23 protein-coding genes are annotated in these 25,701 nt (G+C 35.6%); 16 read left to right on the top strand and 7 right to left on the bottom strand.

The annotated features are described in order from the left end of the window. The 9 genes from A3SG_RS0110820 to A3SG_RS0110780 form a co-directional block, all read left to right on the top strand. The coding region (locus A3SG_RS0110820) for a TonB-dependent receptor (RefSeq protein WP_016990039.1) at positions 1 to 2,349 on the top strand (2,349 nt) is incomplete at its 5' end. Between the two features lie 18 nt (positions 2,350 to 2,367). Next, a complete protein-coding gene (locus A3SG_RS0110815; RefSeq protein WP_016990038.1) occupies positions 2,368 to 2,925 on the top strand; it encodes a hypothetical protein in 558 nt (185 codons plus the stop codon). A gap of 435 nt (positions 2,926 to 3,360) precedes the next feature. Then, entirely contained in the window at positions 3,361 to 5,571 is a 2,211-nt protein-coding gene (locus A3SG_RS0110805) for a TonB-dependent receptor (RefSeq protein ID WP_016990037.1), read from the top strand. Between the two features lie 518 nt (positions 5,572 to 6,089). Beyond that, positions 6,090 to 7,580, top strand: coding sequence for a cryptochrome/deoxyribodipyrimidine photo-lyase family protein (locus A3SG_RS0110800; protein WP_016990036.1), 1,491 nt, complete (start codon positions 6,090 to 6,092; stop codon positions 7,578 to 7,580). Next, positions 7,580 to 8,314: a YqjF family protein gene (locus A3SG_RS0110795; protein WP_016990035.1), complete on the top strand. Its 735-nt coding sequence runs from the start codon at positions 7,580 to 7,582 to the stop codon at positions 8,312 to 8,314. The genes A3SG_RS0110800 and A3SG_RS0110795 overlap by 1 nt, the downstream gene beginning before the upstream one ends. Further along, the gene (locus A3SG_RS21245) at positions 8,298 to 8,438 is read left to right on the top strand and encodes a DUF2256 domain-containing protein (protein WP_410500997.1); all 141 of its coding nucleotides are present in this window, start codon (positions 8,298 to 8,300) and stop codon (positions 8,436 to 8,438) included. The genes A3SG_RS0110795 and A3SG_RS21245 overlap by 17 nt, the downstream gene beginning before the upstream one ends. Next, the gene (locus tag A3SG_RS0110790; protein WP_016990034.1) at positions 8,413 to 9,978 is read left to right on the top strand and encodes a cryptochrome/photolyase family protein; all 1,566 of its coding nucleotides are present in this window, start codon (positions 8,413 to 8,415) and stop codon (positions 9,976 to 9,978) included. Before A3SG_RS21245 ends, A3SG_RS0110790 begins: the two co-directional genes overlap by 26 nt. Beyond that, complete coding sequence (locus tag A3SG_RS0110785) at positions 9,975 to 11,264, top strand: DASH family cryptochrome (protein ID WP_016990033.1); 1,290 nt, start codon at positions 9,975 to 9,977, stop codon at positions 11,262 to 11,264. The genes A3SG_RS0110790 and A3SG_RS0110785 overlap by 4 nt, the downstream gene beginning before the upstream one ends. A gap of 311 nt (positions 11,265 to 11,575) precedes the next feature. Continuing rightward, on the top strand, positions 11,576 to 13,672 hold the full coding sequence (locus tag A3SG_RS0110780) for a prolyl oligopeptidase family serine peptidase (protein ID WP_050979831.1): 2,097 nt from the start codon (positions 11,576 to 11,578) through the stop codon (positions 13,670 to 13,672). A 406-nt stretch (positions 13,673 to 14,078) separates the two neighbouring features. On the opposite strand, the gene A3SG_RS22355 is transcribed toward A3SG_RS0110780, so the two are convergent. The 5 genes from A3SG_RS22355 to A3SG_RS20820 form a co-directional block, all read right to left on the bottom strand. Beyond that, positions 14,079 to 14,381 (bottom strand): hypothetical protein, encoded by a 303-nt coding sequence (locus tag A3SG_RS22355; protein ID WP_035663842.1) that lies wholly within the window; start codon positions 14,379 to 14,381, stop codon positions 14,079 to 14,081. 268 nt (positions 14,382 to 14,649) lie between these two features. Further along, complete coding sequence (locus tag A3SG_RS0110770) at positions 14,650 to 14,865, bottom strand: hypothetical protein (RefSeq protein ID WP_029596745.1); 216 nt, start codon at positions 14,863 to 14,865, stop codon at positions 14,650 to 14,652. A gap of 406 nt (positions 14,866 to 15,271) precedes the next feature. Beyond that, positions 15,272 to 16,840, bottom strand: a complete 1,569-nt coding sequence (locus A3SG_RS0110765) for a murein L,D-transpeptidase (protein ID WP_016990030.1) — start codon at positions 16,838 to 16,840, stop codon at positions 15,272 to 15,274. A gap of 244 nt (positions 16,841 to 17,084) precedes the next feature. Further along, positions 17,085 to 18,407: a L,D-transpeptidase family protein gene (locus A3SG_RS23135; RefSeq protein ID WP_232226351.1), complete on the bottom strand. Its 1,323-nt coding sequence runs from the start codon at positions 18,405 to 18,407 to the stop codon at positions 17,085 to 17,087. A gap of 48 nt (positions 18,408 to 18,455) precedes the next feature. Beyond that, positions 18,456 to 18,659: a hypothetical protein gene (locus A3SG_RS20820; RefSeq protein ID WP_016990029.1), complete on the bottom strand. Its 204-nt coding sequence runs from the start codon at positions 18,657 to 18,659 to the stop codon at positions 18,456 to 18,458. A gap of 149 nt (positions 18,660 to 18,808) precedes the next feature. Between A3SG_RS20820 and A3SG_RS0110755 the strand changes: the two genes are divergently transcribed. The 4 genes from A3SG_RS0110755 (at position 18,809) to A3SG_RS0110740 (ending at position 21,185) form a co-directional block, all read left to right on the top strand. Beyond that, positions 18,809 to 19,309, top strand: a complete 501-nt coding sequence (locus A3SG_RS0110755) for a nuclear transport factor 2 family protein (RefSeq protein WP_016990028.1) — start codon at positions 18,809 to 18,811, stop codon at positions 19,307 to 19,309. A gap of 130 nt (positions 19,310 to 19,439) precedes the next feature. Next, positions 19,440 to 20,117, top strand: a complete 678-nt coding sequence (gene trmB / locus A3SG_RS0110750) for a tRNA (guanosine(46)-N7)-methyltransferase TrmB (protein WP_016990027.1) — start codon at positions 19,440 to 19,442, stop codon at positions 20,115 to 20,117. A 52-nt stretch (positions 20,118 to 20,169) separates the two neighbouring features. Further along, positions 20,170 to 20,805 carry a LysE family transporter gene (locus A3SG_RS0110745; protein ID WP_016990026.1) on the top strand — a complete coding sequence of 212 codons (636 nt, stop codon included), beginning with the start codon at positions 20,170 to 20,172 and terminating at the stop codon, positions 20,803 to 20,805. A 50-nt stretch (positions 20,806 to 20,855) separates the two neighbouring features. After that, positions 20,856 to 21,185: an MGMT family protein gene (locus A3SG_RS0110740; RefSeq protein ID WP_016990025.1), complete on the top strand. Its 330-nt coding sequence runs from the start codon at positions 20,856 to 20,858 to the stop codon at positions 21,183 to 21,185. A gap of 795 nt (positions 21,186 to 21,980) precedes the next feature. Here A3SG_RS0110740 and A3SG_RS0110730 read toward each other — a convergent pair. After that, complete coding sequence (locus tag A3SG_RS0110730) at positions 21,981 to 22,316, bottom strand: hypothetical protein (RefSeq protein ID WP_157485418.1); 336 nt, start codon at positions 22,314 to 22,316, stop codon at positions 21,981 to 21,983. Between the two features lie 489 nt (positions 22,317 to 22,805). Here A3SG_RS0110730 and A3SG_RS0110725 point away from each other — a divergent pair, with 489 nt between their 5' ends. The 3 genes from A3SG_RS0110725 (at position 22,806) to A3SG_RS0110715 (ending at position 24,736) form a co-directional block, all read left to right on the top strand. Continuing rightward, positions 22,806 to 23,945, top strand: coding sequence for an Mrp/NBP35 family ATP-binding protein (locus A3SG_RS0110725; protein WP_016990022.1), 1,140 nt, complete (start codon positions 22,806 to 22,808; stop codon positions 23,943 to 23,945). Between the two features lie 88 nt (positions 23,946 to 24,033). After that, a complete protein-coding gene (locus A3SG_RS0110720) occupies positions 24,034 to 24,273 on the top strand; it encodes a NifU family protein (protein WP_016990021.1) in 240 nt (79 codons plus the stop codon). Between the two features lie 145 nt (positions 24,274 to 24,418). After that, the gene (locus A3SG_RS0110715) at positions 24,419 to 24,736 is read left to right on the top strand and encodes a 2Fe-2S iron-sulfur cluster-binding protein (protein ID WP_016990020.1); all 318 of its coding nucleotides are present in this window, start codon (positions 24,419 to 24,421) and stop codon (positions 24,734 to 24,736) included. A gap of 144 nt (positions 24,737 to 24,880) precedes the next feature. On the opposite strand, the gene A3SG_RS0110710 is transcribed toward A3SG_RS0110715, so the two are convergent. Further along, positions 24,881 to 25,663: a DUF3050 domain-containing protein gene (locus tag A3SG_RS0110710; protein WP_029596744.1), complete on the bottom strand. Its 783-nt coding sequence runs from the start codon at positions 25,661 to 25,663 to the stop codon at positions 24,881 to 24,883. Positions 25,664 to 25,701: the final 38 nt, after the last annotated feature.

Here is a 25,701-nt window from a genome sequence, read left to right as displayed (position 1 = left end):
TTTTTTTGCGGTATTTGTTTTGCGCAAAACATAGTTAAAGGGAAAATTACTACTCAAGGAGGAGTGCCTCTTTCCGAAAGTCACGTACACATTGGTAAAAAAACAGTCTCCTCAGATGTTTCTGGGAACTATCTTATTAAAAGATTACCATCAGGAAAAGTTAAAGTATTTGTATCCTGTATTGGTTTTCAACCGCTAGATACTGTAGTGAAGATAGCGTATGACCAAGTTTTAAACTTTGTCTTAACAGAAAATACAATCCAGCTACAAGAAGTGGTCATCAGGCAAAAAGCCAATACGCTGAATAAATCCCTAGTAGAACAAAAGATTAAAAAGGAAACGATTGATAAGTATAGCAATCAGACTCTTGGTGATGTTTTGACGGAAATAGCAGGCGTTTCTAGTCTTAAAACTGGAAGTTCAGTGGTGAAGCCGGTTATTAATGGATTGTTTGGGAGCAGAGTTCCGGTCATCAACAACAATGTTCGTTTAGAAGATCAAGAATGGGGAACGGAGCATGCGCCAAATTTTGATGTTAATGCAGCGGGAAAAATCACGGTCATTAAAGGCGCTTCTGGACTACAGTTTGGTGGTGACGCAGTAGGAGGTTTGATTATTATAGAACCTATTTCGGTTAAAAAAGACACTCTTTTTGGGAAAACTATTCTGAATCTAGCGTCAAATGGCAGAGGTGGTTCCATGAGCTCAAGTCTGCACAAAGGAAATGATAAAGGGTGGAGTTGGCATACACTGGGAACAGTGAAGTATATGGGAGACAAAGAAGCGCCCAATTATGTGTTGTCTAACTCAGGGAATCGAGAAGCTAACTTTTCTGGCGATATAAAATTTACTGGAAAAAAACAGGACTTTTCTGCCTATTACAGTTATTACAATACTACAATTGGGATTTTGAGTGCTTCACATACGGGAAATGTTAACGATTTATACAACTCTATTAGCAATAAAATTCCTTCTGTCATAAACGATTTTACGTATACCATTAGAAATCCAAAGCAGAAAGTGCAACATCACTTGGCAAAAATGAACTACAATTACTATTTGAATGAAACGGCTTCTCTTGCAGTACAGTATTCTTTTCAGTTTAATAAACGACTAGAGTTTGATGTGCGTAGAAGAGATTTCAACGAGATAGCCGCTTTAGATTTAGCGTTGACAACGCATGCAGTAAATGTAGATTATAAAAAATTACTGCATGACTGGAATATCAAAACCGGAGTCAATGGAAGTATTCAGAATAATTTTGCAAATCCAGCCACAGGAATAAAACCTTTAATTCCTAATTTTAACAGGATCGAGCTTGGGACTTATGGTATCGTGAGCTATGATTTATCGGATAGCTTTTCTATAGATACCGGATTGCGATATGACTATTCTCGTTTGGACGCAGCCAAGTTCTACCTGAAATCGCGATGGGCGGAAAGAGGTTACGCAACTGAATTTGCTGATTTTATTGTGGGTGAAGATGGTAATCAATGGTTGACAAAGCCTAGTTTTACTTTTCATAATGTTTCAGCAAGTGCAGGATTCCATAAAGAATTTGCCACGAACTTGAACTGGTATTCTAACATCAGTCTTGCCATGAGAAATCCAAATCCTTCTGAGTTTTTTAGTGATGGTTTACATCATTCTACCGGTATTATCGAGTTGGGAGATTTAGCTTTAGACAAAGAAGAAGCAGTCAAAGTATCGACAACGGTACAGAAAAATTGGAGTAATTTCTCGGTTGAGGTTAATCCTTTTATAAACAGTATCCGCAATTTCATGTTCTTGCGTCCTGTTGGTTTTGAGACAACCATTCGTGGTGCGTTCCCTGTTTGGGAATACCAACAAACCAATGCAAGATTAGCGGGGATTGACGTCCAGACCCATTGGAAAATGAGCGAGCAATGGCAACATGATTTCGCTTTAGCATATGTGACTGGACGAGACATGACAAACAAGGAATCTTTGATCGATATCCCACCATTGAATCTGAGCAATAAAATTCAGTTTTCTAAAAGGGAATGGTATGACATGAAAGTCGAGTTAAAAAGTGAAATCGTACTGCGTCAGAATCAGTTTCCTGACAATAATTTCACGACAAATATTGTTGTGAATAATGAATTGACTCCAGTTTTAGTCGATATCAGTACGCCACCTGCAGCCTATCAATTGCTGCATTTTTATTCGGAAATGAAATTCGAAACTTTTGGTAAGTCGAATACAACAATCGCATTTTCTGTGCAAAATATAGTAAACACTAATTACAGAGACTATCTCAATAGGCAACGCTTTTTTGCGGATGAAATGGGTAGGAACTTTCAAATTCAATTAAAATTCAATTATTAAATAGTAAACACAAAAAAAATGAAAAATTTAAAAACAATATCTTTAGCTCTTATATCAGTATTCACGTTTTCATCTTGTAACAACGATGATCCAATTGCAATAAATCAGGAAGAGGTAATTACAACAGTAACAACTACTTTGATAGCAGGAAGCCAAACGGTTACGATGACTTCTAGAGATTTGGACGGAGACGGACCAAATGTCCCAGTAGTGACCGTCTCTGGTGACTTATTAGTTAACACTACGTATAGTGGAGCGGTTAGTTTCTTAAATGAATCAGTGACACCGGTAGATGATATTACATTGGAAGTAAAAGAAGAAGGAGTGGAGCATCAGCTGTTTTTTCAGGCTCCAGAAGCAATTGGTATCTTTACTTATGCCGATGCCGATATGAATGGTAAACCAATTGGATTGGCTTTTACTTTAAAAACAGGCGCAGCAGCTGCAAATGGGAATATAGTTGTCATCTTGAGACACGAACCTCTTAAAAGTGCTCCTGGAGTTGCATCGGGTTCACTTACAAATGCTGGTGGAGCAACAGATGCGCAAATTACATATCCTATTCAGGTTAAATAGTATTTTAATAAAGAAATGGACCAAGTGAAAAAGCGCTATTCAAAAAAGTAGCGCTTTTTTTTATTTGTTTTTACTACGTTCTTCGATATTCAGCAGTACATACTATTTGCTTATTTTTGTAACTATGCAAAATGTTTCTAATGAATTAAAATTTGGTAATAAAAGCGATCGCTTTGAAGTTGCAGGTTTTGTACAAAACCAAAAGTAGTAATTCATAAAAGGACTAGTAAGAAGCAAGGCACTGTGTAACCGAACAACATAACAAACTGTGCTATCTAAAGCGCGTTTCAAACGGATAAGTTTGTCTAAATAGTATTACGAAAAAAAGTATAGCGATTTTCGCTAACGCTAATTAGGACGATCGAAGGTTTTAAATGTTACAATATAACGACTATTGTAGAGAATGGATTTTAAATTAAAATACAAGCATTTTAAATGAAAAAATTTATAATTATGCTGTTGTTAGGTTTTTCAGCCCTACTTCACGCACAAAACAAAATATCAGGAACAGTGACTGACAGTTCTAATAATCCTATAATTGGAGTTTCAATCTATGCCCCTGAACTGCACAAAGGAACTACTACAGACTTGGAGGGACGCTATTCTTTGACAAATCTTCCTGTTGGAGTTTTAAAGTTGCTATTTGAATATGTGGGGTATTCAAATCAAGTTAAGACAATCAAGGTTAAGCTAAATCAGAACGACTTAAATGTAACGCTAGAACAAACTATTTTTGAAATGGATGCCGTAATCGTTTCTACTGCTTTCAATAAAATACAATCACAAAATGTGATGAAGGTCGAGCATAAGACCATAAAGGAATTGCAGCAAAAAGGAACTGCAACCCTAATCGAAGGCTTAGCAACGATTCCTGGAGTATCTCAAGTTTCTACTGGTACATCGATAGGGAAACCGGTTATCCGTGGTTTAAGCGGAAACCGCGTTTTAGTTTATTCGCAGGGGGTTCGAATGGAGAACCAACAGTTTGGCGACGAACATGGTTTAGGGTTAAATGATGCCGGAGTAGAAAGTGTCGAGGTAATCAAAGGCCCTGCTTCTTTATTGTATGGGTCAGATGCACTGGGTGGTGTTCTATATTTTAACCCAGAGAAATTTGCAGATGCAAATACCTTTAAAGCTAACTTCAGTCAGAAGTTGTTTTCCAATACTTTAGGGAGCAACTCTTCACTTGGATTAAAAACGTCGACTGAAAGCTGGAAATTTATAACCAGAGGAAGCTTCAATACCCATTCTGATTATCGAATAGCAGGAGGAGATCGTGTAACCAACACTCGTTATAATGAGACTGATTTTAAAACTGGAATTGGCTATAGTGATTCTAGCTTTTCTTCAGTTCTTCGATACAATTATAACAAATTAGACTTAGGAATTCCAGAAGATGGTATAGCAGAACAAACGTCAAGTAAAAACACTACATTTCCCCGACAAGGAGTTTTCAACCATCTGTTGAGTTTGAATTCAGTTATCTATCTAGAAGATTCAAAGCTGGATGTTGATTTAGGATATGTAGCTAACGATCGCTCTGAGTATGAAGATAGTGACGTGGCAGGTTTGCACATGAAATTGAAAACTTTTAATTATGATGCGAAGTATTATTTGCCTAAGATGGGTAAACTAGAATCGATTTTCGGAATTCAAGGAATGCATCAAACGAATACTAATTTAGGAGAGGAGTATTTGATTCCAGATGCTACCACAAATGATTTTGGTGTTTTTGGAACTATAAATTATGAGTGGGACAACAACAGTGCACTGCAAGCAGGTTTGCGTTTTGATAATAGAAAAATCACTTCAACCGAAAATGGAATAATCGGGGAAGAAGGGTATTTTAGAGCAGTTGATAGATCCTTTGATAGTTTTAATGCTTCCTTGGGGTACAAAATGGATCTTGCTGATGATTTGACGTTGCGATTAAACCTGGCTTCGGGATTTAGGGCACCAAATTTAGCCGAATTAACTTCTAATGGAGTTCACGAGGGTACCAATCGGTACGAAATTGGGAATAGTGATTTAAAGACAGAGCAAAATGTACAGTCTGATATTAATTTAGAGTACAATAATAGTCATTTAGAGTTTTTTGTAAATGGTTTTTATAATCACATCAATAACTATATTTATACTTCACCTACGGGAACGATTCAAGATAATAATGATGTGTTCAGCTATATCCAAAATAATGCTATGCTGTATGGAGGAGAAATAGGACTGCATTTCCATCCACATCCTTTAGATTGGTTGCATTATGAGACTAGTTTTGAAACTGTTACCGGTGAGAAACAGAATGGGGATTATTTGCCGCTGATACCAGCTAACAATTGGAGTAATACTATTAGAACTGAATTCAAAATCAAGAACTGGTTTGAAGCAGGTTATGCTACTTTGAATTTTACCAGTACCTTCAATCAGAAGAATGTCAGTGGTTTTGAAACTCACTCTAATGGATATACTTTAGTCAATCTAGGTTTTGGAGGAACCGTAAAATTGGGTAAAACCGTATTCGATGTCAATCTAAACGGAAATAATTTATTTGATAAAAGATATATCGCACACCTATCTCGTTTAAAAAATGATGGAATTCCAAATATAGGACGCAATATCGTCCTTGGGGTTAATTTTGATTTGTAAAATAAAAACTATGTAGAAGCGCTATCTAAAAAGGTAGCGTTTTTTTTATTTTCAAATTTCGAAAAAGAAGAATTACACAATGTAACAAATAGTAAACACTAAGTCTCTCAAATCATTTTTAAACTATTTAATATTCTTGAATCACTACTAATTGGACGATTTTTTTGCAATATAAGTTTAATCAGTTGTCCCCTTAAATTTTAAACCATCTAGATTTATTTAGTTTAGCGTCTCGCTGTGAAATAGCTTTTACTTTAAACTTAAACTAATGGGATTCAAGTAATTGTTTTAAAGTATGCCGCGCTTCTCGTTTCAGAGCTTTGAAACCTCTTTTTGAAATATATTTCTAGTAGAATAAGTTAAAAAAAGGGATGGGACTTATATGTTTTAAAATTTCAACCTCATTTTTAATCTAAGTTCCGTATCTTTGTTTAACAAAAAAGCGAGGAAGTTAAACAATTATATTTTCGAAATAAAAGAAAAATTAGGTTGAATAGCAACAATCAAAATCAAGTAAAGTGATTAAAACCACAATAAATATCGTTTGGTTCAAAAGAGACCTTCGTTTTACAGATAACGAAGCTTTATTTGCTGCGTACACGTCTAGATTACCTTTATTATTGGTCTATTTTTTTGAGCCTACAGTAATGAATTATGAAGATTCTGACGTTCGTCATTGGCGGTTCATTTATGAGTCTGTTCAAGATTTGCAAGCCAAGCTAAACCCAGCAGGTTCTAAACTGTATTATTTCCACAGTGAAGTGCAGCCCGTCTTTGAGGAGTTGTTAAAACATTATGACATAAACACCGTTTTTTCACATCAAGAAATTGGTAACAAGTGTACCTTCGATAGGGATTTAACGATGAAAGTTTTTTTTCAAAACAACAAAATCAGCTGGAAAGAGTCGCAAATGCATGGCGTAATCAGAAGATTAAAATCAAGACAGCACTGGGATAAGCGATGGGAAGAAGTAATGCGTGCCGAACCTAAAATCATTAATGAATCGCATTTAAATTTAGTACAATTAGAAAGCACTTTCTATGATGCGATAAGGGGGGAAGAGCTACCAGAAAATATTGTAAACAGAAATAAAAATTTTCAGCAGGGAGGGGAACATCTTGCTTGGCGTTATTTAGATAGCTTTGTAAAAGAACGCTATATCAATTACAGTAAGCATATCTCAAAACCGGCCTTGAGTAGAAAAGGATGTAGCCGTTTATCTCCTTATTTAGCTTATGGAAACATCAGCATGCGCATGATTTATCAATATACGAATCAGCATTATGAGAATTCTAAAAATAAACGAGCGATTCTCAATTTTGTATCTCGGTTGCATTGGCATTGCCATTTTATACAAAAATTTGAAGATGAATGCCGAATGGAATTTGAAAATGTAAATAGAGCGTATGATGTTTTAGTCAAGCCAAAGAATGAAATTTATATCAAAGCGTGGCAAGAAGGAAAAACTGGTGTACCGATTGTTGATGCTTGCATGCGATGTTTGGTTGCAACGGGATATATCAATTTCAGGATGAGGGCTATGGTGGTTTCATTTTTCACGTTCAATTTATGGCAAGATTGGCGGGAGTTGCATTTTTTAGCACGACAATTTTTAGATTACGAACCTGGAATTCATTATCCACAAGTTCAAATGCAATCAGGAACAACAGGGATCAATACTATTAGAATTTATAGTCCAATAAAAAACTCTGAAGATCACGACCCTGACGCTGTTTTTATTAAACAATGGCTGCCGGAACTATCGGAAGTTCCAGTGAATCTAATTCATGAGCCGTGGAAATTAAATATGATTGAACAACAATTTTATGACTGCGAAATAGGGAAAGATTATCCTGCTCCAATCGTAAATATTGAAGAAACGAGAAAACTAGCCAGTGATATCGTTTGGAGTTTCCGTAAAAAAGACGAAGTAAAAGAAGAGGGGAAAAGAATTTTGAAGAAACACGTTTCTAATCCAAATAGAAGAACAAGAAAAACAAAACTATAATGACTATTTTTTTAAAAGCAAACTGGGAAAACATCATAATGGCTAACTATGAAATTGACCCTAAAATACTACTTCCTTTCTTGCCCAAAGGAGTAGAGCTTGATTTGTATAATGGTAAAGCATACATGAGTCTTGTGGGTTTTATGTTTAAGAAAATTAAGCTATTCAATGTTCCAATCCCTTGGTTTGGCAATTTTGAAGAAATAAATTTACGGTTTTATGTGGTTCGAAAAGAGGGCGATACATTAAAACGGGGCGTGGTTTTTATAAATGAAACCATTCCTTATCCCATCGTGGCGTGGATGGCTAATAAATTATACAAGGAGCATTACACAGTTGTCCCGACGAAACATGAAATAACTAGGGATACTAAAAGTCAAAAAGTAAATTTTGAATGGCTTTTAAATAAAAAATGGAATAGTATTTATGTAGAGGCGACCACGGAATCTAAAGTGATGAAAAGTCAAACTTTGGAAAAATTCATATTCGAACATTATTATGGTTACACGAAAATCGACGAAAATAATACGGAAGAATATAAACTGCAACATCCGAGCTGGCGCGTAAACCAAGTGTTAGCCTATACAATTGATTGTGATTTTAAAGCAATGTATGGCGATGCTTTTGCAGTCTTAAATGACACAGAGCCAGAAGCAGTTTTTATAGCGGAAGGCTCATCAGTGGGAATAGAATGGAAAAGAAACCGCTTAAATCTAGATGATGAAAGGAGTTAAAAAACAAAACTTACCAACTAAAATATGTGTGGTATGCAACAAGCCTTTCACTTGGCGTAAAAAATGGGAAAAGGTTTGGGATGAGGTAAAATATTGTAGTGACAAATGCAGAAGCAACAAATAATATGGAAAATAAGACTTTAAGATTAATTCTTGGTGATCAACTAAACGGTAATCATTCTTGGTTTAAAAATACGGACGATTCGGCTACTTATGTTTTGATGGAAATTCGAACAGAGACTGATTATGTAGCGCATCATATTCAAAAAGTAGTTGGAACTTATTCGGCAATGAGAAATTTTAGCGACGAGCTAAAGTTAAATAATCATTCCGTTATCTATATTAAGCTATTGGATGATAATAACTTACAGTCCTTCGAGCAAAACGTCAAAAGCCTGATTGTAAAACATAATTTCACCCATTTTGAATACCAATTTCCTGATGAATATAGGGTTGATGCCGTTTTGAAAGATTTTTGCAGCTCGATCTCGATTTCAAGTTCAGTGGTAGATTCGGAACATTTTTTCACTTCCCGTATAGAGTTAGGCCAGTTCTTTGAAGGAAAGAAAACCTTCGTAATGGAAAATTTCTATCGCATGCTCCGGAAAAAGCATAACGTTTTAATGGAGGGAAATAACCCAGTAACAGGAAAATGGAATTACGATAAGGAGAACCGTAAAAAGTTACCTAAAAATCATAAACCAACGCCTCCATTGGTTTTTGATAACGATGTTTCTGAGGTTTTTGAGGAAATAAAGAAAACAGATGTTAAAACCATCGGGAATATCGATGCTGCTAATTTTGTTTGGCCAGTGAACCGAGAACAATCTTTGCAGTTGCTAGATTTTTTTCTTGCCGAGTGCTTGCCTTTATTTGGTAGTTATCAAGATGCGATGTCGCCAAACGAATGGTCTTTATATCATGCGCGAATTTCATTTTCGATGAATATAAAAATGATTTCGCCACAAGAAGTGATTGCTAGCGCCATACAAGAATGGGAAAAGAGACCTAACGAAATTGAATACAATCAATTAGAAGGGTTTGTCCGACAAATAATAGGATGGCGGGAGTACATGCGAGGGATCTATTGGTTGAAAATGCCAGATTACGCTAATATGAATTTTTTCAACAATCAAGAAAAATTACCAGAATGGTTTTGGACCGGAAAAACAAAAATGAATTGTTTGAGAGATACTATAAATCAGTCCTTAAATTATGGATATGCCCATCATATTCAGCGGTTAATGATAACGGGAAATTTTGCGCTCTTAGCAGGTATTAATCCTGACGAATTAGACGCTTGGTATCTCGGGATCTATATTGATGCCATTGAGTGGGTTGAAATTACAAATACGCGCGGAATGAGTCAATTTGCAGATGGTGGGATTGTAGGGACAAAGCCCTATGTAAGCTCGGCTTCTTATATTAATAAAATGAGCCATTATTGTGGCGATTGTTTTTATGATAAAGAAATCAAAACTGGTGAAAAGGCATGTCCGTTCAACAGTTTGTATTGGAATTTTTATAATAAAAATGAGGATAAATTAGCAAAAAATCCAAGAATTGGAATGATGTATAATGTTTGGAATAAAATGAAACCAGAATCAAAAGTGGCTTTATTAGAACAAGCGGATTATTATCTAAAAAAAATAAATGAATTATGAAAACAGCGATAGTTTGGTTTAAAACAGATTTACGATTATATGATAACGAAGCACTTGTAAAAGCAATTGCACAAGGCGAAAAAGTGTTGCCTGTGTATTGTTTTGATGATGCAGATTTTGTAACAACTCGATATGGTTTTAAAAAAACGGGTAACTTCAGAGCCCAATTTTTATTAGAGTCCTTACAAGATTTAGATGCTAATTTGCGTAAAATAGGCTCGGGCCTCCTGATTTTAAGAGGGAAGCCAGAAGTGGAAATCCCAAAAATTGTAGCAGAATATAAAGCCTTAAAAGTTTTTGCTAAACGCGAAGTAGCATACGAAGAAAAGGAAACAGAAGCGGTAGTTCAAACAGCGCTTTTTAAATTGCGTTGTGAGCTAGAAACCTTTAGCAGTAGTACCTTATACCATGCAGAAGACTTACCGTTTGCGATAAAAGATATTCCAGATGTTTTTACTAATTTTAGAAAAAAAACAGAATTAGACGCTACAGTAAGAGCTGTCTTTGATAGCCCATTAGCAATGACTTCTCCAGATATTCCTGAAATGATTTTACCTACTTTACAAGATTTAGGCCTGGAATTTTCTGAAATAGACGCGCGTGCCGCTATTCAATTTAAAGGAGGAGAAACGGCAGCAATGCAGCGATTAAATTATTATTTTTATGAAACAAAAAAGCTGTCTGTCTATAAAGAGACCAGAAATGGAATGGTGGGCGAAGGATATTCTTCCAAATTTTCGGCGTGGTTAGCGATGGGCTGCATTTCACCTAGGACTATTTATAAAGAAATAAGAGCATACGAAAATGAAAATGGGGCTAACGATTCCACGTATTGGTTAATTTTTGAATTGTTATGGCGTGATTTTTTCCGCTTTATGTTCAAAAAATACCAGACTAAATTTTTCTTGTATGCAGGTATAAAAGGCGAAAAAGAAAATTCAGAATCGTTAAATAATAAATTGTTTTCTCAGTGGGAAAACGGTGCCACTCCCTCTGATTTTATTAATGCTAATATGATAGAATTGAAACAAACGGGCTTTATGAGCAATAGAGGCAGGCAAAATGTGGCGAGTTATTTCTGTAATGAGCTCAATATGGATTGGCGTCTTGGAGCTGCTTATTTTGAATCTCAATTAATAGATTACGATGTTTGCAGTAATTGGGGCAACTGGGCTTATTTGGCAGGTGTTGGAAATGATCCAAGAAAGCACCGCTATTTCAACATTCAAAAACAAGCGAATGATTATGATAAGGATAGGAGTTTCCGTGATTTGTGGTTGCAGTAGTTTTTTGTTTCGCAAAGATTTACTAAGCAAGCGCAAAGACTCAGTACTTTGTCTAAATTATTTACATACATAATTATAACTCGTACAGATTTTTATTTTGTCTGTGTTTGCGTCTGTTTATTACCTCCTTTCCTCTTTTTGAAATAGTTTTCACAGCATGGGTAAAGGATTATATGTTTTAAAGTGCGTAACAAATAATGGATTTTAACGACCTATTTTACCAAAGCTTTTCTTGGCTTTGAGAAGGACCAATATTTTCCCTATTTTTGATAATTAATAAAAAGACACTAATGAAAAAACTAATTTTAATAATGGCAGTATTACCTTCGATAGCTTCCTTTGGACAAAACCAAAAATCAATTCAATATCCAGAAACCAGAAAAGGAGAAACGGTAGATCAGTATTTTGACGCCAAAGTAGCGGATCCGTATCGTTGGTTAGAGGACGATCGATCTGCAGAAACCGCGGCTTGGGTTGAAGCAGAGAATAAAGTGACTTATGGCTATTTAAACCAAATTCCTTTTCGTAATGCATTAAAAAATCGCATGGAAAAACTATGGAATTATGAAAAAATAGGTGCCCCCTCTAAGGAAGGGAATTTTACCTATTACTCTAAGAATGATGGATTGCAAAATCAATCAGTAATGTATAGAAAAGACGGTGTAGGCAAGGAAGAGGTTTTCTTAGATCCTAATACCTTTTCTAAAGATGGAACAACTTCACTAGGAGGCATAGATTTTTCGAAAGACGGTTTAAAAGTAGCGTATGCCATTTCTGAGGGAGGAAGCGACTGGAGGAAAGTGATTATCATGGATGCACTATCTAAAAAAGTGGTGGAAGACACATTGATTGACGTGAAATTCAGCGGATTGTCTTGGAGAGGAAACGAAGGCTTTTATTATTCTAGTTACGAAAAACCAAAAGGGAGTGAATTGTCTGCTAAAACAGATGAGCATAAATTGTATTTCCATAAGTTAGGAACTTCTCAAAAAGAGGATAAGTTAATTTTTGGCGCAGACCAGAAACGCAGGTACATAGGAGGATATGTTACAGAAGATGATCACTATTTAGTGATTTCGGCAGCTAACTCCACTTATGGAAATGAATTGTATATTAAAGATTTAACGAAGCAAGACAGTCCAATTCGTACTATTGTGGATAACTTCAATAGTGATAACAGTATTATTGATAGCGAAGGAACGAAGTTGTTTATCGAGACCGACTTAAACGCACCCAATAAACGCATTGTAACGGTAGATGCAAATAATCCATCAGCGTCAAATTGGGTTGATTTTATTCCTGAGACAGAGAACGTTTTGTCGCCTTCGACCGGTGGCGGATTTATTTTTGCTAATTATATGAAAGATGCCGTTTCAGTAGTGAAACAATATGATTATACTGGTAAAATGCTACGCGAGATTCAATTGCCTGGATTAGGGTCTGCAGGTGGGTTTAGCGGTAAGAAAAAAGAGGAAACATTATATTATTCTTTTACTAATTACACTACGCCAGGAACTACCTATTCATTTAAAGCTAAAGAAGGGAAATCAGCAGTATATCAAAAACCAAAAGTAGATTTTAAAAGTGAAAACTTCGAATCGAAGCAAGTTTTTTATACCTCAAAAGACGGAACTAAAATCCCCATGATGATTACCTATAAAAAAGGATTAAAATTGAATGGTAAAAATCCAACTATGCTATACGGTTATGGAGGTTTTAACGTGAGTCTTACACCAAGTTTTAGTATTGCTAATGCAGTCTGGATGGAAAACGGGGGAGTTTACGCCGTACCCAATTTGCGTGGAGGCGGAGAATATGGGAAAAAATGGCATGATGCGGGAACTAAAATGCAAAAGCAGAATGTATTTGATGATTTCATTGCCGCAGCTGAATATTTGATTGCTGAAAAATATACTTCTCCGGATTTTCTTGCCATTCGTGGTGGTTCAAATGGAGGTTTATTAGTAGGAGCTACTATGACACAGCGTCCTGAATTGATGAAAGTGGCTTTACCGGCCGTGGGAGTAATGGACATGTTGCGTTATCATACGTTTACAGCAGGTGCAGGTTGGGCATATGATTATGGAACAGCACAAGACAGCGAAGAAATGTTTAAATACATCAAAGGCTATTCTCCGGTACACAACGTAAAATCGGGAACAAACTATCCGGCCACTATGGTAACTACGGGAGATCACGATGATAGAGTGGTACCTGCGCACAGTTTTAAATTTGCGGCGGAGTTACAGGAAAAACAAATAGGAAACGATCCAGTGTTAATTCGTATAGATGTAAAAGCGGGTCATGGTGCTGGAAAATCATTGGCCGCAACTATTCAAGAAAATGTAGATATTCAAGCATTTACTTTGTACAATATGGGCTTTAAAGAGTTGCCAAAAGTCAAATAATTATAATTTTATTTGGAGCTATTTCCTGCTTTCCGCTGTATCTCTTTTGTACGCTGGGGCGCACACAAGAGGATGCCGCTTCAGTCAGGGCTAGGGGATAGATACCTAAATAACTACTTATAAATATAAAACGCCAGTCGAGAGATTGGCGTTTTATATTGGTAATATCAAACGAATTTATGTTTTAGTCCAAATCGCTTTGGTATGACAAGTAATTATGAAAATGGTCCACTCTCTTATAAGTCAGATAATAATATTATAGACAAGCGCTCATCGTGTCCATAGATATCCTCATAAAAATGGATTTGTCCATCGCGAAGAACCCAAGCTGTGAAGTAACCAATATACACCGGTATTTTGGTTTTTAGATTGTACGTTTCCTCAACTCCTCTATTTATAGCGGCATCTATTTTCCTACCACCACTTTGGAGACAAGTACAGGCTTGCCTTCCTTAAAATAAGTAAGGGTGAAAGAAGGAATATTGACTATTATAGATTTCTCCGTTTTTGTCAAACTCGGCGAAATCCATCTCGAGCGCTCCATATTAACCATAATACTCTTGATACGCTCGTGAACGTTAATATTCATATTGCTGATATGTTTGGTCAACAATAAGTACTCTGGATTATATGCGTTGCGGTTTTTGTATTTTAGCATAACTTCCAACAGCTCATTATCAAATGTTTTTTGTTTAGAGTCTGTTATCAAACCACCGGCAATAAAGAGACGGGTTGTAATTTTTACGATAACATCCGAAGTATCTTTTAGTTTCAGGGATTTTAGTTTTTCGGGAAAAACAATCGGATCCCAACCTCCTTTTTTTCTATGTCACGATAATCCTGAAGTGCGTCTTTTAAAAGGTAATATTGACCTGGAAGGTCTTTTAGCGGCTTACTGATTTAGCTGGGTTTTTGAAGCAAGGAGTCCAACCGATTCACATAGGATTGTTTTTTTCGCGGTAGATACCAACCCAGTTCTAGCATTTTTTTGGATTTAATCCTTTAAATACCTGATCAGCATAAAAAAAATAAAGCAAAGACATTAGCAACTCTACTTCCACGTCTGACTTTTCCATATTATCCGCATCCTGAAAAATGCTTTGTATTTTTTCTACATAGGGCACACGTATTTTAAGTCCTCCCTGCTCTAAATTATTGACCTTATCATATAACAGAGCTGTAAATTCATTCATACCGCTACTGCCAGACCAAAGAAACTTCTAATCATTTTTCCTGTACAGTTGGACAACTTCGGGTTGGAGATATTTAAATTTTGGGTATTTATCAAAAAAAGGAGCTACTAAGATACTGTGAAATGGAATAGCAGGAAAGGATGGAACCTTTTGGTAAAAAGGAGCTAAAGACCCTATCGAAAGACTGCTTGCTAGTAGTGGGAAATCCCACTACTAGCAAGCAGTTGATCAAAAAAGAGAAGTGAGAAGTATTCGTTTCATATCAATTAATTTATATAGTCTACTTTAAATATACAATAAAATGGGGAGAGTTTAGAAGGATTCATTTGACAAAGTCCAACGTATAAAACAATGGAGCAAGAATAGTCCTATCCAGAATAGTTGGATTCCACTATGTCGTGAATCGCTATTTTATAAATAACAATGCCGCTAACTCATTATCTCTATTGTAAATGTCTTCATAAAAATGAATTTCTCCTTTATCATCTGCCCAAGCGGTAAAGTAACCAATGTAAACTGGGATTTTGTTTTTTAGTGTATACCATTTTTCTTCTCCGCTGTTCATGGCCTCTCTAATTCTTTGTTCATTCCATTCTTTATCATTTTTCAAAATCTGAGTTGCCAGTTCAATGGGCTTCTCCACTCGAATACAGCCGTGACTGAAAGCTCTGTCTTCTTTATTGAATAGACTTTTTGCAGGAGTATCGTGTAAATAAATAGCATTCGAATTCGGGAATAAAAATTTTATTAACCCCAATGAGTTTTCAGGTCCTGGTTTTTGTCGCACGTAATTGCCATGCCACTCCATGTTATGTTCTTCCAAATAATTTGCGTTTTCTTCGATGCCGGGAAGAATTTCTTTTACTAGAATGCTCTTTGGGATATTCCAATAGGGGCTAAATACGATAGACTTCATTGGGGCGCTGAAAATCACTGTTTGATTCATCACTTTTCCCACAACAACATTAGATCGTAATTCAGGGGTGCCATCTCTAAAGTACGTTAATTGATAGGCAGGAATATTAATGGCGATTAATTCTTTCGATTTTGTGATTTCATTTGAAATCCATCTACAGCGTTCCATGTTGACGATAAGCGTTTTTATGCGTTTCCCTACAGGGATGTTCATGTCTTTGATATGTTCGGGAAGAATTTTAGTATCGGCTGTATTACCTCTTCTATTTTTGTATTTTAAAATACCTGCAGCCAGTTCTTTGTCATATAATACACTTTTAGAGTCCTTAGATAAATCTCCTGAAATGAATAATCGTGCTCTTATCTGTGCAATAGTATTACTGCTGTCACCAAGTTCGAAGGACTTGACCTTATTATCGATAGTTATGGTTTTCCAGCCTCCTTTTTGTTCTATTTGACGGTATTTTTTCAGTGTGTTTTTTAATAAGAAATATTGGCTTATCACACCTTTTTCCTCTTTGTTTATTAAGGTTGGGTCGATTAAAAGGGAGTCTAGATACGTACCGTATGATTGTTTTTTTCGAGGTAGGTACCATTCCATTGCGATCGATTTTTTAGTATTGAGACCATGATAGACTTTGTCGGTATAAAAAAAATAGAGGGCTGAATGTAGTAGTTCGGGTTCGATATTTGAGTTTTGACTGATGTCAAGATATTCATAAAGTTGATCTAGTTCGTCTTTATAAGGAACAGCATCTTGGATTCCCTCTTCTGCTAGGTTGCTTAATTTACTGTGTAGTAAATTACCAAATTCATTTACTCTATTGTTATTATACCATATATAGTGAAATTGATGTTTCCGGTACAGTTTTTCCACATCAGGTTGGTATTTTTTTAATTTCGGATGCACGGTGAAGAAAGTCTGTATTAAAGTACTGTCAAAAGGAGTTTTGATTTGGTATTGGGTTACGCCCACGTCACTGTCTTTCTTCTTACAGGATACTATTATAAGAGAAAATAATAAAACAAAAAACACAAACGATAAAATTAACTTTCTCATAATGATAGACTTATGATTCGTTTTGAAACCAATGCAAAAATACATTTAAATTACTATTATAATACACTGTTCCTTTTGCTGTGGTGTATTGGAAGTATAAATAAATATGGGTTCGATGATAATTATTTTATTTTTATATAGTTAATGTATTTAGTATTGTGTTGAGTAATGGCAAAATACTTTTAAAATGGATTGAAAAGGGTGGATTAGCCTTATTCTGAAGCATTAGAAAACAATAAATCGGCTAAGCGGTCGTCTCTTTGGTATAAATCCTAATAAAAATTAATGGTTCCGTCATCAGAAATCCAGGCAGTAAAATAGCCAATTTATACTGGGATTTTGTTTTTAAGTATGTAAATGGTTTGCTTCCCCCATTTAGGGCTTCGTTTACGTGTTTTGGAGTCCAGTTGGGATCATCCTTTAGAATCAATATTGCGAGCTTTTTGGCTTTTTCCATATTAATACATCCACGACTGAATGCCCGATAGTCAAATTCAAATAAATTTTTATAGGAGGTGCCGTGCAAATAAATGATATATGAATTCGGAAAGAGAAACTTAACCAAGCCCATTGGGTTTTTTACTCCGTGTCTTTTTATGACATTTCTATTATTCCATTCCATGTCGTGAGATTCAAGATAATTCTCGTCTTGAAATATCGCCTGCTTTATTTCGTTTAAGATGATACTTCTGGGAACAATCCAATACGGACTAAAAAGAATGGAGCTGATGGAGCCACTAAAAACAGCTGTTTCGGTTCTATTTTTACCAACCAAAAGAGTAGATTCTAATTCTTTTTTACCGTAGATTGGCTTAAAAGCAGGAATATTTATAAATATATATTCAGGGACTTTTGTTAGCAAAGGATCGATCCATCGACAATGCTCCATAGTAACCATAATAGAACTGATGTGTTTTTTTATTGAGTTGTTCATTCGTTGTACGTGCCAGGTCGAAAGTATTTTGTTGGTTTTGTAACCGTTTCTTTTTTTGAAACTTATGACTCCTGCCATCAATTCCTCGTCATATAACCTGCTTCCAGAATCTCGCTTTAAATCGCCCAATACAGCAAGACAATGCTTGATTTGACCAATGGTTTTTGAGCTATCATTATTGTTGTAATATGCTACTGAAGGGTCTACTTCTAGATCTCCCCAGTCACCGCTTTGTTTTATTGCTTTATATTTTTTTAGGACTTCTCGGAGTTTGTAATATGGGCCAAATAGCTGCTCTTCATTTTTGTTTAATAATTTTGGGTAGGCTAAAAGAGAATCCAACAGGGTGTCATATGAAATGGTTTTTAGAGGTAAAAACCATCCAATTTCTGAAGTTTTAGCTTTCTTAACACCATGGAATACTTTCTTTGTATTCGAGACATACGCAGTGGTTAGTAGTACTTCTGTAACAGTTTGGGAAAGTTTCTTACGGTCATGTGCATTGAATATTCCCTCAACGACAGTACCATACGCCATGCTAGATTTTAGCACTTCTTCTTCTTCTTCTAGTGCGTTCACTTTAGAACAAAGTAAATCAGCAAATTCAATCTGGCTTTTTTGGTCATACCAAATTGAATTATAACTTCTGCCTTTGTATAAAGCACTTACATCACTTTGGTGTTATTTTAAAGAGGGATATTTTTCGAAAAAAGCGCTCTGAATAGCGACGTCAATTGGAACTATAGATTTTTCAACACGGATCTTTTGAGAAATTTTGACAATGGGGGTTCTATTTGCCGGTAGATCATCATTTCTTTGATGATAGTAAGCGGCAAGAGAAAAACCAGATAAAACAACTACAATCGATAAAAAGAAATTTTTCACGGTACAATCATTTGCATAAAGATAAAAAATTATATTCTTTTTATAAAATAACGGGTTAGCAACAAGAGTTTAAAAAAGGTTTTCTATCTATTGTGTCCTGTTTTTCGGTTTTTTCTTTCAAAGAGCAAAAGATTTCATATTTTTATCTCATGAAAAGAATCATCTTCGTCTTATTGATAGCTGTAGCGTCTTGTAAACCAACTAAAGACACTGTCCGCGTTAAGGACAATCAAATTAACACGCTGCTTGATTCTTGGCATAAGGCTGCAGCAGATTCGGATTATGATTCTTATTTCGGAACGATGACCGCAGATGCTATTTTCATCGGTACCGATGCAACAGAGAATTGGGGTAAACCTGCTTTTCAAGCATTTGCCAAACCATATTTTGATAAAGGGAAGGCTTGGAATTTTTTGGTATTGGAACGTCATATTTATTTTGATGCAACTGGTAAAATCGCGTGGTTCGATGAGTTGTTAAACACCCAAATGAAAATTTGTCGAGGTTCAGGAGTTTTGGTAAAAATAGGTAGAGAATGGAAGATCAAGCAATATGTTTTATCGATGACGGTCCCTAATGAAAATGCGAACGTTGTGATCAAAATCAAATCCCCTATCGAAGATAAACTGATATCGGGTTACAATAAGTAGCGTCATTAGCCAAATAATGGAGTCTAAATAGTTTTTTTGATGAGGTTGTATGTACTTTGGATTAATTTTTCTTTCGTTCGGTCTTCGGTCTTATATATTTCCTTAATTTTGCAAAAATATTTCAAAAATCGTGGGAAGCAAAAATAAATTAAAGAGGTTTGAAGAAAACGAAACATTTACCAATGTTTTTCAACCAACAAGAGAAGAAGTAGTGGGTGATTTATTTCCTTTAAAAGGGAAATGGAATGTAGATTTCTTTAAAAACGACAACCCTATAGTCGTGGAGTTAGGTTGTGGTAAAGGAGAGTACTCAGTTGGTTTGGCCGAAAGATATCCCAATAAAAATTTCATTGGAATTGATATTAAGGGAGCTCGTTTTTGGCGGGGTGCTAAAACTGCTGTTGATGAAGGCTTGCATAATGTAGCTTTTATTCGAACTCAAATCGAATTAATCAATCATATTTTTGCCGAAAATGAAGTGGATGAAATCTGGATTACTTTCCCAGATCCTCAAATAAAATACAAGCGCACGAAGCATAGAATGACAAATTCTGAGTTTTTGCAATTGTATAAAAAAGTACTTAAAAAGGATGGTGTTGTAAATCTTAAAACAGACAGTGAATTCATGCATGGATATACGCTTGGTTTGCTGCATGGTGAAGGACACGAAGTTTTGTATGCTAATCACAATGTCTATGTCAATGAAGGAAGTCCGGAGGAAGTGACTGATTTTCAGACCTTTTACGAAAAACAATATTTGGAAGTTAACAAAGCAATTACGTATATTCGATTCAAAATTAAGGATTAATTATTTTTAAAGTTTGAACTGGTTGCCTTTTGTGAATGCTGAGACCATGCCTATGAATTTAATTATATCTTTACTTTCCGGTTTTCTTACTGCTTTAATTGGGATTACCCCGCCAGGTTTACTCAATATGACGGCAGCTAAAGTCAATTTGAAAGAAGGGAAAAGAAATGCCTTCTGGTTCGTTTTCGGTGCAGTAATAATTATTTTTTTTCAAGCCTATCTAGCTATACTTTTTGCTCGTGTCATTGATATTCGACCAGATATAGTGATTTTATTACGGGAGGTGGGTTTTGGGATATTTGCTGCTTTGACAATCTATTTTTTGGTGTTAGCTGAAAAACCAAAAATCAAGAAAGCAAAAATCAAGAAAAATAGTAAAAAGAAACGATTTTTTCTTGGGATGCTGCTTTCGGCACTCAATTTCTTTCCAATCCCTTATTATGTTTTTGTTAGTATAACGTTGTCTTCCTACAATGTTTTTTCTTTTAGTGCTGCCTCAAATCTTATTTTTGTTATCGGCGCAGTATTAGGATCTACTCTTGTTTTTTACTTTTACATTACCTTTTTTCAAAAAATACAGGGCAAAGCGGATTACATATTAAGAAATATGAATACCATTATTGGTAGTATAACGGGAGTAGTAGCTATAATCACTTTATTCAATATCATAAGATATTATATGAGCTAAGCCGCCGTATACTTACTAATCAACCTACGCCATATTTATTATTAAGAACTATGTCAAACGAGAATTTTTTTGAAAAGGTATATGCTGTCGCAAGAGAGATTCCTTATGGGAAAGTTACTTCTTATGGCGCTATTGCGAAAGCTTTAGGGACAGCGCGTTCAGCAAGAATGGTAGGCTGGGCAATGAACGCCTCGCACAATAGTGAGGATGTTCCAGCTCATCGTGTGGTGAATAGAAACGGACTACTTACTGGGAAATTTCATTTTGACGGTACTAATCTCATGCAGCAATTGTTAGAAAGTGAAGGGATTAACGTAGTCGAGAATCAAATTGTAGATTTTGAAAAGCATTTTTGGCAACCGCCAATAAATGAGCAGTAATCAGTCTTAGCTATTTATAGGTAATTTCACAGGTACATACCAATTATCATATTTATAAGTTATATTGCTTTCTCCTGATTAATAAATTTTGGACTCAGCAACTTTAATTTATTCGAAATGCTAAATTTAAGGGTTTCTGTTGATTTTGTTTCATTGAAATAGATGCCTGTTATTATAAGTATTTGGACCTTGAATTTATCAAAAAAGGACGTGCAGGTAGTGAGTTCGTCATCATTCAGGGCGCCCTCGCTTTGTACTTTTTTGTAAAATTCAGATTTTTATCCAAAAACATTTATACAAAATTGACGGTGGCTTTCTCTAAATCATGGTTATGGTTTTGATGAAATTGTTCATCGATAAAAAGAGGGATTAATCCGATAACATTCAGATCAGTTATCTTATGCACTAAAAGTGCATCGATTTTAAAAGTGTAGATTAGTGTCTCTTCGTCTTGGTAATCATAAACAGCATCTAAACGTAAATTGTCAGTTCGGATGAGTAGTAGTTTCTTTTCTACTTCGGTCGTTACTTCGAAATCAGATAGTGTGGCGACGGGTTGAAATCAGGTTTGCCTTACTTCTTATAAATCGTACTTTGCATTTTTAAAATTATTTTCGAAGTTCGAAAAACAGTCTGAAAACCGTTCTTTACTTTCTGTAGTATATTTTGTTTTTTGTTACCCAAATAAATAGCGTCATGTTCTATCGAAATTTTAAGCTTTTTTGAATTCGTGTCCTGGTTTGATGTAGAGTTTGGTCAATTTATCTTCATTAGTGTCTTTACCCTCGATTATCGCTATCTTTTTTTATGGGTCGCCCCCGTAATACGAATACAATAAGTCTCTACTATTTCTTGTTTTAGTTTTGGAAAAATAGTTAATGCATCAGTAAAGCCCGAAATTAGGTGCGTGTATCTCGCAAAAGTTTCTTCTAATAGTTTTTCGTTTCGTGTTTCCCAGAATTGACCTTCATCCACACATTCAAAACCTACCATATAGGTGGAGCTGATATAGTCTAAAAGTAAAATTAATTTTTCATAAATTGTACAACCTGCATATTGTGTCTTGGTAGCAACCGAATATACGTGACTTGTGTCGAGGTTATGGTCTAATTTAAATACAGTAAAATTCAAGATTCCACACATTTTTCCATTTTCTAAAAAGGACAAACATAAAAGCGCACTTTCTGGTGAGCTAATCGTGACTCCATAGAGGTTTTTGGGACTTATTACTTGCGAAAACGAATTCTTGGGGAATTGCTTTTCAAAAACAAAACATTTCCACTATTCTGTTTTTGCTAGATCCGCTACTTCTTCAATAAGGTTTTTTAAGGAAAAGGCTCTTTCTAATTGTCATTTATAATGTATGCTTAGTCCCATTGGTTTAAAATTTAAAAAGCGCTAGTTTGTTTTTCGAAGTAAGAAATATAAATCTAATCAAAAAACCGGACGTTTTATAATTTGTTTTGAAACATTAAATAAGCAGAGCTAAGTGCACAATCAATAAATGCTATGCAAATCCTTTAAAATAAGAACTTTTCATAGTATCTTTGTAATCTGAAATCAGTTTAAATAAAAATAATGTTTTAACTGTAAATACCAATTGAAAATAGTACAATTATAATGAAATTAGATAGAAAAGAAATTCTCAAAGCTTTAGAAACAATTACTATAGCTGGAGAAGGAAAAAATATGGTGGAAAGCGGAGCGATTACAAACGTTGTTACTTTTGGAGATGAAGTTGTCGTTGATTTAGTATTGCACACACCGGCGATGCACATCAAGAAACGTGCAGAAGAGGACATCAAAAAAACGATACACGACTTAGTCTCCCCAGAAGCAAAAGTTAAAGTGAATACTAAAGTAGAAGCCGCCGTGGCTGAAAACCCAAATCAAATAAAAGGGAAATCTATTCCTGGAGTAAAAAATATAATTGCCGTAGCCTCTGGTAAAGGGGGAGTAGGTAAGTCTACAGTTACTGCAAATCTAGCGGTAACATTGGCAAAAATGGGATTCAGTGTTGGTATTCTTGATGCTGATATCTACGGACCTTCTATGCCAATCATGTTTGATGTAGAAAATGAAAAGCCAATTTCTGTAGTTGTTGACGGTAAGTCAAAAATGAAACCGGTAGAGAGCTATGAAGTGAAAATACTTTCGATTGGCTTTTTTACCGCACCAAGTCAAGCTGTTATCTGGAGGGGGCCAATGGCTTCAAAAGCGTTGAATCAAATGATTTTTGATGCAGATTGGGGGGAATTGGATTTCATGTTGGTCGATTTGCCTCCCGGAACGGGGGATATTCACCTTTCAATCGTTCAGGCTTTGCCAATAACGGGAGTGGTAGTAGTTAGTACACCACAAGCTGTAGCTTTAGCTGATGCCAAAAAAGGAGTTTCTATGTTCTTATCGGAAGCCATCAATGTTCCTGTTTTGGGAATAATTGAAAACATGGCTTATTTCACGCCGGAAGAGTTGCCTGATAATAAGTATTACCTTTTTGGGAAAGAAGGAGCAAAAAACTTAGCGGAAGATTTGGGAGTTCCTTTTTTAGGTGGAATACCTATTGTACAATCGATACGTGAAGCTGGAGATTACGGTCGTCCTGCAGCGATGCAAACCGCATCTATAGTTGAAAACATTTTTGATGAAGTCACTCGTAATGTTGTACAGGAAACGGTAAACCGTAATGAAAATCTACCTGCCTCGGAGGCTGTTAAGATCACTACAATGGCAGGCTGTTCAGCCGTTAAAAAAAAGTAGAAAATTAGAAAGTGTGTTGTTTATAAAATTAATTACTTGACAGCATACAAGAATTATTACATTATCTAAATTATCACATTATAAAGATATGACAACAGAAGAATTAACAACAGAAGTGCAAAAAGCGCTCGAAGAAATCAGACCCTTTTTGAATTCAGACGGCGGAGATATTACTTTAGTTTCCATCGAAGAAGGCAAGCACGTTAAAGTTAGACTTGAAGGCGCTTGCACTAGCTGTAGCGTGAACCAAATGACACTGAGAGCCGGAGTGGAAACGACTATTAAAAAGTTTGCTCCACAAATTGAAACTGTTGTAAATATCCTGTAACTATTTTTGTGACATATCCTCGCTGATCAAGCGGGGTTCTGTCATTTTTTGTAATATTCCAAAGAAAAGTTGGGAGGGTTCCCGCTTTTATCATTCACACAGCTGTATTAACTAGAAGAAAAAAACTTATAACTATAATTTATTTATGGATGTACTAATAAAGATTAAGGATAGAGAAGGAATAGTCCATGAATTGCAGGCTCCCACAGATATGGCGATGAACATCATGGAGCTTTGTAAGGCGTATGAGCTTCCTGTGGAAGGGACTTGCGGCGGAATGGCGATGTGTGCTTCTTGTCAGTGTTACGTGCTTAATGAGGTGCGATTACCGGAAATTGGAGAAGATGAAGAAGCGATGCTATCAGAAGCATTTTATGTAAAATCAAATAGTCGTTTGGGTTGTCAAATTCCTATTACTGAAAATTTAGAAGGACTTGAATTAGAGCTGGCTCCAGAAAATTAAAAAAACCGTCACAATTTGAATGTGACGGTTTTTTTATCTGTAATGGTGCATCTTCAAATAGCAACCGTTCTCACTTTATACTTTCTAAAGAGCCAATAATTATTGATTCTAATATAAGCACGAAAATCATTCGAATGAAAGGAATTAAGCCATTTCAACTTTCATTGCAATGGTTTCTTCAATGGCGTCCCAAAGTCCAATTCTTCGGTCTAAAGCCATAACAGAAACTTCTTGGACTTCTATCCATTTTTGCGTGTCGTCTCCGCAAAGTTCAGTAATCATCTTCATAGCCATCGGCCCGTGTTCATCTGCATCTATCTCGATATGTCTTTCGAAGTAATGAATCAATTTCCTTAAATCAGTATCAGGAAAATTAGTTTGAAAATTTTTAAGAATTTCCGTAAACATGCTAGGTATTAAGTCTTCTCTTCCAAAAGTGAATGCAGCTGCGATTTCATGCGGTTTTCCTTGTTCAATAACTCTAAAAGTGAAATCTAGAAATGCTTTTATGTTGGGGTGTAAATTACTAGTCTTTATGGCCACAAAAATATTTTGTAGTGAAATAACTTCTGCTAAAAAACTTTCAATTTCCACGGTACTTGCCCCACAGTCTTTCATGGCTTCAATATACATTTCATAATGGCTCTGTCTGCGGCCATCGATAGTCAAATCAGACTCTTCTGCCACCACAATTTCATTAATTAAATACCTCGTTTCTGGATTTGCGGTTGCAAACCAAGGAGTTGTCGTGCAGGTTAATTTAGATTGTAATGATTTTAGTAAGGACATAAAGTCCCACACAGCAAACACATGGTTTTCTAAGAATAACTGCAAGTCTTCAATCGTTTTTACTTTTTTATATAAAGGATGCTGCAATAATGCCTCTTTTTGTGGCTCAATCGTGCTGTTGATATCTTGAATGGTCATAGATCTGATTTTACTGTAAAGATAAAAAAGCTCTTGTT

This window comes from Flavobacterium sp. ACAM 123, assembly GCF_000264055.1.
Lineage (GTDB): Bacteria > Bacteroidota > Bacteroidia > Flavobacteriales > Flavobacteriaceae > Flavobacterium.
Note: the sequence above shows the minus strand (reverse complement) of the source record. Positions and strands in the feature narration are given on the sequence as shown.

Bases quoted from the DNA above. Each gene is read 5' to 3' on its own strand.
- A3SG_RS0110795 (WP_016990035.1), top strand. From the start codon at position 7,580: ATGACTATTTTTTTAAAAGCAAACTGGGAAAACATCATAATGGCTAAC.
- A3SG_RS0110720 (WP_016990021.1), top strand. From the start codon at position 24,034: ATGACAACAGAAGAATTAACAACAGAAGTGCAAAAAGCGCTCGAAGAA.
- A3SG_RS0110715 (WP_016990020.1), top strand. From the start codon at position 24,419: ATGGATGTACTAATAAAGATTAAGGATAGAGAAGGAATAGTCCATGAA.
- A3SG_RS21245 (WP_410500997.1), top strand. From the start codon at position 8,298: ATGATGAAAGGAGTTAAAAAACAAAACTTACCAACTAAAATATGTGTG.
- A3SG_RS0110710 (WP_029596744.1), bottom strand. From the start codon at position 25,663: ATGACCATTCAAGATATCAACAGCACGATTGAGCCACAAAAAGAGGCA.
- A3SG_RS0110755 (WP_016990028.1), top strand. From the start codon at position 18,809: ATGAAAAGAATCATCTTCGTCTTATTGATAGCTGTAGCGTCTTGTAAA.
- A3SG_RS0110785 (WP_016990033.1), top strand. From the start codon at position 9,975: ATGAAAACAGCGATAGTTTGGTTTAAAACAGATTTACGATTATATGAT.
- A3SG_RS0110745 (WP_016990026.1), top strand. From the start codon at position 20,170: ATGAATTTAATTATATCTTTACTTTCCGGTTTTCTTACTGCTTTAATT.
- A3SG_RS0110780 (WP_050979831.1), top strand. From the start codon at position 11,576: ATGGCAGTATTACCTTCGATAGCTTCCTTTGGACAAAACCAAAAATCA.
- A3SG_RS0110765 (WP_016990030.1), bottom strand. From the start codon at position 16,840: ATGAGAAAGTTAATTTTATCGTTTGTGTTTTTTGTTTTATTATTTTCT.
- A3SG_RS0110740 (WP_016990025.1), top strand. From the start codon at position 20,856: ATGTCAAACGAGAATTTTTTTGAAAAGGTATATGCTGTCGCAAGAGAG.
- A3SG_RS0110815 (WP_016990038.1), top strand. From the start codon at position 2,368: ATGAAAAATTTAAAAACAATATCTTTAGCTCTTATATCAGTATTCACG.
- A3SG_RS0110770 (WP_029596745.1), bottom strand. From the start codon at position 14,865: ATGAATGAATTTACAGCTCTGTTATATGATAAGGTCAATAATTTAGAG.
- A3SG_RS0110805 (WP_016990037.1), top strand. From the start codon at position 3,361: ATGAAAAAATTTATAATTATGCTGTTGTTAGGTTTTTCAGCCCTACTT.
- A3SG_RS0110725 (WP_016990022.1), top strand. From the start codon at position 22,806: ATGAAATTAGATAGAAAAGAAATTCTCAAAGCTTTAGAAACAATTACT.